Below are 11,166 nucleotides of genomic sequence, written 5' to 3'. Positions count from 1 at the left end.
AGTTTGCAACCGTCTGTTCAATTGAATCCCTACTGACGGATCTGTAATGTAAGAGGCGCCCATAATGGACGCCTCTTTTTTGAATCTATTGAATGCTTTAAAGCTTAGCCACGAGAAGGAAATTCGCCTTGCAAACAAATGATAAAATTTTGGGCGATAAAAGGCTGCATATTATTATGAGGTAAGGAAGAACCAGCTACCCCCACAGCCAAAGGTGCCATCTGTGTGTCAGCAGTGTTGTTATACAACGGAGGTTGCGGTGCAGTCGGTATAGGTTTGGGAGCTTGGGCCCAGTAAGCATCTTTAGGTGAATTCTGATTCCCAGTTGCAACAATGCCTTGAGGCGTGTGCGTATGAGCGGGAATCTCCGTTTGTGTTAATGTGACCGTCGGCTCACCAAGTTTCTCCCCAACATGCCGCGGCGACAAACCCGTTCCCGTCCCTTGATGTATTACAGCTGAACCCATTAAATTTGGCAATGCAAAGGTGCTCCTCCCATCACCTCCATACTGGATGCCCAGCACAGAGAATAGCGCTGTGTTTTGGGCTATTGACAATAACTGCCCATTACATAAAGCCCAGCCTTTCGGCGCGAAATTGCCTGCAAAAATTCGGATCTCTCCGATATATGCCTCAGCCATAGTATTGTCCTCCTTATTAGTTGCGAGAAGGAAAAATTCCCTCAATCGCAATAGCGTAATTCAAAACCGTGTAAGGCTGCATATTGTTATGGGCTTGTGAGCCACCCGCTGTGGAGAGACTTCCTGAATTCATTGGATTTTGCCCTACTGACGATCCAAATGAGTTTGGAACAGCGGCCCATACATTGTTCAGAGGAGATGCCATCGTCGGATTGGTTTGAGAAGCAACGGCTTGGTGAGTATGTATTGGCATCTCATTAGATGTTAGCGTATGTGAAGCTTCACCTTGGGCAGAGCCCAGCGGGATGGTTTGGGAAACATGAATGGGGACTCGGCCACGGTAATCAGGAAGTGCAAAAGTAGAAACTCCATTTCCCCCGTAGACGGTGCCGAGCAAAGAGAAAAGGGCCGGATTGCTGTTAATCGACAGTATTTGTCCTTCACAAAAAGCCCAGTTTCTGGGGGCGTAGTTATTGGCGAACAATCGAATCTCGCCCAAAAAAGGTTCTGACATGCGCTTACCTCCTGAATTGTATTTTGTTTTAAGGTCGAGGCGGGAAAGTGCCTTCTAGAGAGATAATGAACGAGATGACAGTCGAAGGCATCATGTTGTTATGAGGCTGATTTCCACCAGTTGAATATACGGCGGTGTTATTCATATTCACTGTGCTGACTCCGGTTGCAGTGGAATATATTTTGCGTGGTGAATCAGCCCATGTTGCATTCGTTGGAGTCGAGGAGATCGTGGAGGAGTCCGAGGCTGTGTATACCTGATGCGTATGTGCCGGAAGTTGATTTGAATTTAGTGTAACCTCCTGAGCCCCTGCTTTTTGTCCCCTTGCATACGCAGTACTTGGATGAACGGCAACTCTGCCCTGTAAGTCGGGCAAGGCAAAGGTGTTCTGGCCATCTCCGCCATAAAGCGTACCGAGTAGGGTGTATAGAGCTTCATTTCCAGCAATAGATAGTATTTGTCCATTACACAATGCCCACCCTTGAGGGGCAAAATTTCCCGCAAACATACGAATTTCACCTAAAAAAGCTTCACTCATTTGTTCTCACCTCGCCAAATTATGATTCAGACCTACTTTGTTTTTGAAGCACGCCATTCCATTACCTGATGAATACCCTCGCTGTGTACAGGAACAAACTCAAGCTTCTGGTACAAACTCAATGCCCTGTTCATAGGAAGTACGCTTAAACGAACAGCTGCATTGGCATGAGTTGCCCGATGTTGTAAATCCATGATCAAACGAGTCCCTATGCCTTGATTGCGGTACTCCGGAAGAAGAGAAATATCAATTAGCACCCATCTTGCTCCCTGATCAAGCACATATATTTGACCGACAGGCGCACCATTGTAACGGACGATCATACGAATGGCATCTGGGTAAGAAGAAGCATAAGACATGGTTTGAGCTCTCCATTGCATACGCAAAAACTGCTCCTGCTCTTCTACTCCCCAGCCCCAATTTTGTAATTCGTCTGCTCGAGTCAATGAATACAATTGAAACAAAAAGATCTCATCTTCAGGTCTTGCTGCAACTGTATCAATCAATGTTTATTTTCTCCCTTATTTAAGAGTAGGGGCTGCAACATCGTTGTCATAATTTGTTTATAACAGATGGGAAAGGGGCTGTCATTAAAATTTTGTGATTTTATATCGAATAATGGCGAATTATGTTTCTGAGATTATGGAATTAGAATATGAAAGGTAGATTGAAGTGGGCTAAAAGTCTTTACATTGTGAGAAAAGTCCCTAATTTTATATTTACCTTAATGAGAGTCTCGTTTATGATGAAAGTAATTTCCATTTCCTTCATTCACAAAGCCATCATCGGGAAATGAATAAGGCAATGAGTGAACTAGCCAAATACACTTAAATATGGGGGGCGGGTATGTTTTCAAGAAAAAGAGGGTTGAATCGTTTCATTCAGAGTTCGTTGGCAGGCATGTTGCTTTTTAGTTCTATTAGCGGTGGGATTTTCTCTTCCAAAGTTAACGCTGCTAATTGGAGTAATGTGCATCACGTACCGGGTAGTCTGCAGACATTTGTGGAGTACGGCAATGGTAAATGGATGTCGCTGGGTTATTATCTAGACTATCATGTGTCTACTGATGCTGTGACATGGGATAATCGTAATCTTGGGATGACATTAGAACCTTCTAATGTCAAATTTCTGAATTCAACTTGGTATCTTACTGGATCCGATGGGGTTTATAAAACCAATGATCCCGTAACAGCCTGGACATCTTTGGATGCAACGTTAAAAAACACACATATCAATGATATTGCTTACAGTGCGGACACCAATCGTTATGTATTAGCGGGACAAGACAAATTGTATTCATTCATAGGAAATAGCAAACCGGAAGTGGTGTATACCGACAATTCAGTCCCTAATTTCTACAGGGTAACGTACGGTGATGGGGTGTATATTGCCACAACCTATATGGATGGAGAAGCCACCAAAATTTATCGATCGACTGATGGATTAAGTTGGGCGCAAGTCTACACAACGAATCGAGGCCAAGCGATTTTTGATATTGCGTACGGAAATCATGTGTTTGTAGCGGTAGGAGAAGCCGGTCAGGCCTACGTGTCTAATGATGGCATATCCTGGACGAAGGCAACGGTTCTGAATTACAACGGAATGGGCCTAGCCTCAGTGACCTATGCCGCAGGTAAATTTTATACAGTCAGCACAAATGAAAGAGTAGCAAGCTCACGAAATGGAGTTGATTGGCTTGAGGAATGGAGTAAGGCTTCCTCGTCCATTGATTTTGCTGACATTGGTATAGGTGGAGGACGAGCAGTCGCCGTAGGCTATGACAATCTAACTTATGACGGTCATATTAAATCAGCTCCTGTCCCAGTGGTAAACAGCGTGACGGTCAGCCCGGCCAATGCAACTGTGGTGCAGGGAGGAACGGAACAGCTGACTGCAACGGTGGATGTCAGCGGCGGTGCAGCCCAAACGGTAACATGGAGCAGCAGTGACTCGAGTGGCAATGTGACCGTGGATGGGAACGGAAAGGTGAGTGTGGCTTCTAACACCGTGCCGGGCCAGTACACGGTTACGGCAACTTCGACCGTGGACAGCACGAAGTCCAGCAGTGCCACGATTACAGTCACCGCGGCGGCAGTGGTAAACAGCGTGACAGTTTCTCCGGCCAATGCAACCGTCGTGCAGGGAGGAACGGAGCAGCTGACTGCAACGGTGGATGTCAGCGGCGGTGCAGCCCAAACGGTAACATGGAGCAGCAGTGACTCGAGTGGCAATGTGACCGTGGATGGGAATGGAATGGTGAGTGTGGCTTCTAACACCGTGCCGGGCCAGTACACGGTTACGGCAACTTCGACCGTGGACAGCACGAAGTCCGGCAGCGCTACGATTACAGTCACCGCGGCGGCAGTGGTAAACAGCGTGACAGTTTCTCCGGCCAATGCAACCGTCGTGCAGGGAGGAACGGAGCAGCTGACTGCAACGGTGGATGTCAGCGGTGGTGCAGCCCAAACGGTAACATGGAGCAGCAGTGACTCGAGTGGCAATGTGACCGTGGATGGGAATGGAATGGTGAGTGTGGCTCCTAACACCGTGCCGGGTCAGTACACGGTTACGGCAACTTCGACCGTGGACAGCACGAAGTCCGGCAGCGCCACGATTACAGTCACCGCGGCGCCAGTGGTAAACAGCGTGACGGTTAGCCCGGCCAATGCAACTGTGGTGCAGGGAGGAACGGAACAGCTGACTGCAACGGTGGATGTCAGCGGCGGCGCGGCGCAAACAGTAACGTGGACCAGCAGTGACTCGAGCGGCAATGTGACCGTGGATGCAAATGGATTGGTGAGTGTGGCTTCTAACACCGCGCCGGGCCAGTATACGGTTACGGCAACATCAACCGTGGACAGCAGTAAGTCCGGCAGCGCCACGATTACAGTCACCGCGGCGCCAGTGGTAAACAGCGTGACGGTCAGTCCGGCCAATGCAACCGTAGTGCAGGGAGGAACGGAACAGCTGACTGCAACAGTGAATGTCAGCGGCGGCGCGGCCCAAACAGTAACATGGAGCAGCAGTGACTCGAGTGGGAATGTGACCGTGGATACGAACGGAAAGGTGAGTGTGGCTTCTAACACAACCCCGGGCCAGTACACGGTTACGGCAACATCAACCGTGGACAGCAGTAAATTCGGCAGCGCCACGATTACAGTCACCGCGGCGCCAGTGGTAAACAGCGTGACGGTCAGCCCGGCCAGTGCAACTGTGGTGCAGGGAGGAACGGAACAGCTGACTGCAACAGTGGATGTCAGCGGCGGCGCGGTGCAAACGGTAACGTGGAGCAGCAGTGACTCGAGCGGCAATGTGACCGTGGATGCAAATGGATTGGTGAGTGTGGCTTCTAACACCGCGCCGGGCCAGTATACGGTTACGGCAACATCAACCGTGGACAGCAGTAAGTCCGGTAGCGCCACGATTACAGTCACCGCGGCGCCAGTGGTAAATAGCGTGACGGTTTCTCCGGCCAATGCAACTGTGGTGCAGGGAGGAACGGAACAGCTGACTGCAACGGTGGATGTCAGCGGCGGTGCAGCCCAAACGGTAACATGGAGCAGCAGTGACTCGAGTGGCAATGTGACCGTGGATGCAAATGGATTGGTGAGTGTGGCTTCTAACACCGCGCCGGGCCAGTATACGGTTACGGCAACATCAACCGTGGACAGCAGTAAGTCCGGCAGCGCCACGATTACAGTCACCGCGGCGCCAGTGGTAAACAGCGTGACGGTTTCTCCGGCCAATGCAACTGTGGTGCAGGGAGGAACGGAACAGCTGACTGCAACAGTGGATGTCAGCGGCGGCGCAGCCCAAACGGTAACATGGAGCAGCAGTGACTCGAGTGGCAATGTGACCGTGGATGGGAATGGAAAGGTGAGTGTGGCTCCTAACACTGCCCCGGGCCAGTATACGGTTACGGCAACCTCAACCGTGGACAACACGAAGTCCGGCAGCGCTACGATTACAGTCACTGCGGCGCCAGTGGTAAACAGCGTGACAGTTTCTCCGGCCAATGCAACTGTGGTGCAGGGAGGAACGGAACAGCTGACTGCAACGGTGAATGTCAGCGGCGGCGCGGCGCAAACGGTAACGTGGGGTAGCAGTGACTCGAGTGGCAATGTGACCGTGGATGGGAATGGAATGGTGAGTGTGGCTTCTAACACAACTCCGGGCCAGTACACGGTTACGGCAACTTCAACCGTGGACAGCACGAAGTCCGGCAGCGCCACGATTACAGTCACCGCGGCGCCAGTGGTAAACAGCGTGACGGTCAGCCCGGCCAGTGCAACCGTAGTGCAGGGAGGAACGGAACAGCTGACTGCAACGGTGGATGTCAGCGGCGGCGCGGTGCAAACGGTAACGTGGAGCAGTAGTGACTCGAGTGGCAATGTGACCGTGGATGGGAACGGAAAGGTGAGTGTGGCTTCTAACACCGTGCCGGGCCAGTACACGGTTACGGCAACTTCGACCGTGGACAGCACGAAGTCCGGCAGCGCCACGATTACAGTCACCGCGGCGCCAGTGGTAAACAGCGTGACGGTCAGTCCGGCCAATGCAACCGTCGTGCAGGGAGGAACGGAACAGCTGACTGCAACAGTGAATGTCAGCGGCGGCGCGGCCCAAACAGTAACGTGGACCAGCAGTGACTCGAGTGGCAATGTGACCGTGGATGGGAATGGATTGGTGAGTGTGGCTCCTAACACTGCCCCGGGCCAGTATACGGTTACGGCAACTTCAACCGTGGACAGCACGAAGTCCGGCAGCGCTACGATTACAGTAGTCAGTGATATTGATGTGTATACGGTAACGATAAGCCATTTGAATGGCGGCCATATAACAGCTACCCCTTCTGTTGCTTCAGCAGGTAGTGTTATCAGCTTGAACACTGTACCGGATTTTGGTAAGAGACTGAAAGTTGGATCACTGAAATACACTTTCAATTCCACAGACTTCCCCATCACAGATGGAAGCTTTGTCATGCCAAGTGGGGATGTAACCATTAGTGCTGAGTTTGAGGATATATCAGAAAGTTTGCCTGTATTGAGTATTGTTGCACCTTCCTTTACGCCTGTAACAGTTGGTTACGAACAGCCTCCAGCAAAAAAATTGATCATCAGGAATACAGGGATGGTCGATACTACGATCAACAGTCTTACATCCAGTGAACCCGGCAAATTTATCGTTGAGGGGAATGGAGGAATTGTAGCTGCAGGTGAAAGTATCGACAGTTGGACGGTACGTCCTGTGACAGGCTTACCAGCAGGAACCCATTCTTCAGTAATAACGGCTGTTTATGGGAATGGAGAGATAGCAACTGCTAACCTGGTGTTGACCGTAAATCCTCCAAGCAGCTCAGGCGGTGGGGAGAATCCAGGAAATTCAGGCAATAACGGTAGCGCTGGTGGTTCTCAAGGCAGCGGAACACCGTCTCCGAATCCGTCACAACCGGATCCAGGTGGTGTGCCTGTAATGATCAATGGCAAGTCAGAGAATATCGGCAAGCTGGAAACGAAGGTCGTTGACCATCGAAAAATAACAACCATTACTCCTGACCCAGATAAACTGATAGAGTGGTTAGAGAGAGAAGGTAAGAATGCCGTAGTTACTATTCCAGTTGATGTTTCATCTGACTCCATTGTGGGACTGCTGACAGCTAATGTTGTTAAAAGGATGGCAGATCAATCAGCCGTATTGGAGCTGGTTACCCCAATGGCTTCTTACAGAATACATGCGGATCAATTCCCAATTGTAGCTATAGCGGACCAACTTGGGGCAGATGCTTCGTTATCTGAAGTGACGATTGAAATCATGATGTCTAAAGCCCTATCATCAGAAACAAGCCTTGCCCAAAGTGTGTTGAATCGAAAAGGAGTTTCACTTTTAGTGGAGCCTGTTCATTTTACCTTAATGGCTGAGTTTAACGGTGCAAAAATAGAATTAAATCGCTTCACTCGTTATGTTGAACGGGTTATTCCTATTCCAGAGACAGTGGATCCGAATCAAATCACGACAGGGATTGTTGTAGGATTGGATGGTTCCACTCATCATGTACCGACATATGTACAGAAAAAAGACAATCGTTATTATGCAGTGGTTAACAGCTTGACCAATAGTATGTACACCTTGGTCTGGCATCCAGTCGAGTTTGCTGATGTGACAGATCATTGGGCACAGCATGCAATCAATGACATGGGATCACGAATGATTGTTACTGGGATGGGCCAGAATTTATTCGAACCGAATAGGGATATTACGCGTGCAGAGTTCGTGGCTATGGTTGTACGGGCACTTGGTTTGATGCCGGTAAATGGCGAAATTTCGTTTGTGGATGTAAATAAGTCCGATTGGTTTGCTGATTATATCCAAACTGCTCATGATTATCAGTTAATTGAGGGTTATAGTGGTTCTCGGTTCGCACCCATGGACACGATTACTCGAGAACAAGCTATGACTATCATTGCCAAAGCAATGAATATCACGGGCATCAATCCTGACTTATCTCCTGAGCGAGTAAACAGACTGCTAGATGGCTATAAAGATGCAGCATCGATTTCAAGCTATGCTCGAGATCATATAGCCGCAGGTTTAGACCTGAATATTATAAATGGTAGAACAACCAATACCATTCAACCAAAGAGCAAAATCACTCGTGCTGAAGTTGCTACACTACTTCAGAAATTACTCAGGAAGTCGGATTTGATTCAATAATTTAAGAAAACTAAAGGATCAGGCCCTAGCGGTCTGATCCTTTAGTTTTGTGAATTACTTCAAAACCTAGAGGTTTTGTCCAAGTCTCTGATGAATCGCAATACACGGATGGCGATATGCTATACCGACGTTCACCCTATTTCAGAGTCCCTACATTGCATACTTTACAAGCACCCAACAGAACAGAGCCATAAACCAAGAAACAAACCCGAATACCATCACGATTTTGTTCTCGCTCCAGCCATACTTGAGACTGAAGTGGTAGTGGATAGGCGTCATCCGGAACAACCGCAGCTTGGTGCGCTTGTAATACCATACCTGCAGAATGACGGAAAGCTGTTCAGCCAAATAGATGAAGAACAGAAGCGGAATCAGAATTTCGACCTTCTCAATGACGGCCAGAAACGACAGGGACCCGCCAATGGCCAGTGATCCAGTATCACCCATGAACGCTCGGGCAGGATAAATATTATAGAGCAGCAGGCCGAGCAGACAGCCAATCATGACCAGCGAGAACATCTGCACCTCGGGTTTATCGGAGATCAGAAAGAAGAAAAAGTAGGTAGGTATCGCCACATTGATTAACAGCCCGTCCAAACCATCGGTAAAGTTGATGGCATTAGCCGACCCTACAATGAATAATAGCATGACGATGATGTATACGCTGACAGGCAGATGAAGCTGAAATCCATGGAATAGCGTGATCTCACTTGTCAGCGAGAAGGACTGGAATAACACATACAGCAGTATACCGGTAAACAGGAACTGGAGCACGAGTTTCATGCGTCCGGAAATACCGGAGGGGTCCTGCCAGGCTGCTTTTTTGAAATCATCCATAAACCCGATGGAGCTGAACAAGAGAAAGGATGAGCACAAAAAAACCGTAAGTGGCGCAGGATGAAACTGCAGTGACATGGCCACGCCAACCAGCAGAATAAGCCCAGCCATTAACGGCGTCCCGCGTTTGGCCTGATGATCGGGAGGCAGCTCGGTCCGTATCGGCTGTGTAAGCTTTAAGGTGCGTAATGCCCAGATGAGCAGTGGCGTAAAGAGTGTCACCAGCAGGAATGATAGTCCGGATACGCCCAGAATTCCGTTCATAAGATACACATCACTTTCTATCGATTTCGTATTAGTACATTGTATTTCGATGAAATGGACAAATATTCCTTCTGATTTCTAGAATTGGTAGGGTACGTCAATGGACAATTGTAATACCATGGCCGTCATTTCCCATGGAGTGTAGGGATCCCCCTTCAAGATCCACCACAAGATGGTCTCGTGAAACGAGGAGCTGCAGTAACAATTACGTATACTCTATTCTTTAGGTAAGAATGCCACTGAACGCAGATGGATATATATCTTAAGTTGTGAGTTATTCGAAGACGGCGTGTAACATCAAAATCGATTTGCTACGCTACTCGTTATCATGTTACACGGAAAGTGCAGTACGAAGATTTCGCTTGCACTGCATCTTCGTGTTTGAAGTAAGGTGAGAAATGAAGTAGCCATGGCTACTCTAATTATGGTTTAATCTATTTAATGGCTAAAAGCATTTTAAACCCCTAAATGTAATATTACTGAGTTGAATGGGGTTGGATCATAAAGGATGGACAGCACCGAAAGTATCGGGAGCTTACAACGTCGATTACGGCGATTGTGAGCTCTTTTTGCTTTCCAATAATTAGGTTGCTGCTATAATGGGAGGGTGAGAATGTACCGAATCCATTCGACAGTTGCATACACTTTTTGAAGGAACGAAGATTCATGTTGATAGCATGTTGATGAAAGAGTGCAGCTTGTTTAAGAATGAAGTTAACATGCAGGATCACATTCCAATCTATTCATGGAATGAGTCGATAAAAAGGTCTTTCGTTCATGCACTGCAGCTTCGAGGTTATAGCAAAAAAACGATAAAAGCTTATTGTAGTCAAGTCCATCGATTTGATGCTTTTGTACAGCAGCAAAATAATGGGATGGATCACGAGAAAATGATTCAGAGTTATTCCTTGCACTTGCTTCATAGGAAATGTTCCCATTCCTATGTTAATCAAGCGCTCAGCGCGATCAAATTCTACGCTCATAAAGTATTATTGCATGAGGAAACCGTCTCTATGTTCGCCCTAAGAAAGAAAAGAAGTTGCCGAATGTGTTATCGATGAACGAAGTGATGTTAATCTTAAAAGCACTCCATAATTTAAAACATCGTGCGATCCTATACCTTACCTATTCCTCAGGATTACGGGTAGGGGAAGTGGTCCGTTTGAAAACTCAAGACATTGATTTCGAGCGAAAGACACTTCGAGTTTCTCAAGGCAAAGGTCGAAAGGACCGTCTTACGCTGTTATCCGATTCAGCTATTGATATTGTTCAACCGTATTTACAACAAGAAAAGCCTGAGATGTGGATGTTCCCAGGTCAACACCCAGAGCGCCATATGACTGAACGAACTGTTCAAAAAGTGTTCGAACAAGCACGTGCTGCCTCTGGAATCCAGAAAAAGGTTAGTATTCACGCCTTACGCCATTCATTCGCCACACATCTATTGGAAGGTGGAATTGACATTCGCTTCATTCAAGAGTTGCTCGGTCATCAAAGTGTACGCACCACCGAAAGGTACACACATGTGAGTGTGAAGGACATAAGAAGGATTAAAAGTCCGTTAGATCAAATGGAAGAGGAGTCGTAAACTTGGTTGTTGAAGGTGTGTTCACGAAGTTCGTAAACATCTCAAGAGATGATAATTTTGCGAAGTTCGTGAA

The 11,166-nt window shown here is 47.9% G+C and carries 8 protein-coding genes; 3 read left to right on the top strand and 5 right to left on the bottom strand.

Going from position 1 to position 11,166, the window contains the following annotated elements; translation table 11 throughout:
- Positions 1 to 104: 104 nt before the first annotated feature.
- From B9D94_RS16470 to B9D94_RS16455, 4 genes are read right to left on the bottom strand one after another with little or no spacing between them, the layout of a single operon-like run.
- Complete coding sequence (locus tag B9D94_RS16470; RefSeq protein WP_006209825.1) at positions 105 to 641, bottom strand: phage tail protein; 537 nt, start codon at positions 639 to 641, stop codon at positions 105 to 107.
- Between the two features lie 16 nt (positions 642 to 657).
- On the bottom strand, positions 658 to 1,155 hold the full coding sequence (locus B9D94_RS16465; protein ID WP_006209826.1) for a phage tail protein: 498 nt from the start codon (positions 1,153 to 1,155) through the stop codon (positions 658 to 660).
- Between the two features lie 28 nt (positions 1,156 to 1,183).
- Complete coding sequence (locus B9D94_RS16460; RefSeq protein WP_148247523.1) at positions 1,184 to 1,693, bottom strand: phage tail protein; 510 nt, start codon at positions 1,691 to 1,693, stop codon at positions 1,184 to 1,186.
- Positions 1,694 to 1,725: 32 nt separating this feature from the next.
- On the bottom strand, positions 1,726 to 2,199 hold the full coding sequence (locus B9D94_RS16455) for a GNAT family N-acetyltransferase (protein WP_051449125.1): 474 nt from the start codon (positions 2,197 to 2,199) through the stop codon (positions 1,726 to 1,728).
- A gap of 340 nt (positions 2,200 to 2,539) precedes the next feature.
- On the opposite strand from B9D94_RS16455, the gene B9D94_RS16450 reads away from it, so the two are divergent.
- Positions 2,540 to 8,404, top strand: a complete 5,865-nt coding sequence (locus B9D94_RS16450; protein WP_148247522.1) for an Ig-like domain-containing protein — start codon at positions 2,540 to 2,542, stop codon at positions 8,402 to 8,404.
- 150 nt (positions 8,405 to 8,554) lie between these two features.
- Here B9D94_RS16450 and mraY read toward each other — a convergent pair whose 3' ends face one another.
- Positions 8,555 to 9,505 (bottom strand): phospho-N-acetylmuramoyl-pentapeptide-transferase, encoded by a 951-nt coding sequence (gene mraY / locus B9D94_RS16445; protein ID WP_172963959.1) that lies wholly within the window; start codon positions 9,503 to 9,505, stop codon positions 8,555 to 8,557.
- A gap of 677 nt (positions 9,506 to 10,182) precedes the next feature.
- On the opposite strand from mraY, the gene B9D94_RS31525 reads away from it, so the two are divergent.
- Both B9D94_RS31525 and B9D94_RS31520 read left to right on the top strand, forming a co-directional pair.
- On the top strand, positions 10,183 to 10,566 hold the full coding sequence (locus tag B9D94_RS31525; RefSeq protein WP_367613777.1) for a phage integrase N-terminal SAM-like domain-containing protein: 384 nt from the start codon (positions 10,183 to 10,185) through the stop codon (positions 10,564 to 10,566).
- Entirely contained in the window at positions 10,563 to 11,093 is a 531-nt protein-coding gene (locus tag B9D94_RS31520; protein ID WP_253805986.1) for a phage lytic cycle repressor MrpR family protein, read from the top strand. Before B9D94_RS31525 ends, B9D94_RS31520 begins: the two co-directional genes overlap by 4 nt.
- Positions 11,094 to 11,166 lie beyond the last annotated feature (73 nt).

It is taken from the genome of Paenibacillus sp. Cedars, assembly GCF_003184205.1.
In the GTDB taxonomy this organism is placed as follows: Bacteria; Bacillota; Bacilli; order Paenibacillales; family Paenibacillaceae; genus Paenibacillus_AQ; species Paenibacillus_AQ glucanolyticus.
The sequence above is the reverse complement of the archived record's forward strand: the minus strand, read 5'-3'. Positions and strand labels throughout refer to the sequence as shown.

Bases quoted from the DNA above. Each gene is read 5' to 3' on its own strand.
- mraY (WP_172963959.1), bottom strand. From the start codon at position 9,505: ATGAACGGAATTCTGGGCGTATCCGGACTATCATTCCTGCTGGTGACA.
- B9D94_RS16470 (WP_006209825.1), bottom strand. From the start codon at position 641: ATGGCTGAGGCATATATCGGAGAGATCCGAATTTTTGCAGGCAATTTC.
- B9D94_RS16450 (WP_148247522.1), top strand. From the start codon at position 2,540: ATGTTTTCAAGAAAAAGAGGGTTGAATCGTTTCATTCAGAGTTCGTTG.
- B9D94_RS31525 (WP_367613777.1), top strand. From the start codon at position 10,183: ATGTTGATGAAAGAGTGCAGCTTGTTTAAGAATGAAGTTAACATGCAG.
- B9D94_RS16460 (WP_148247523.1), bottom strand. From the start codon at position 1,693: ATGAGTGAAGCTTTTTTAGGTGAAATTCGTATGTTTGCGGGAAATTTT.
- B9D94_RS31520 (WP_253805986.1), top strand. From the start codon at position 10,563: ATGAACGAAGTGATGTTAATCTTAAAAGCACTCCATAATTTAAAACAT.
- B9D94_RS16465 (WP_006209826.1), bottom strand. From the start codon at position 1,155: ATGTCAGAACCTTTTTTGGGCGAGATTCGATTGTTCGCCAATAACTAC.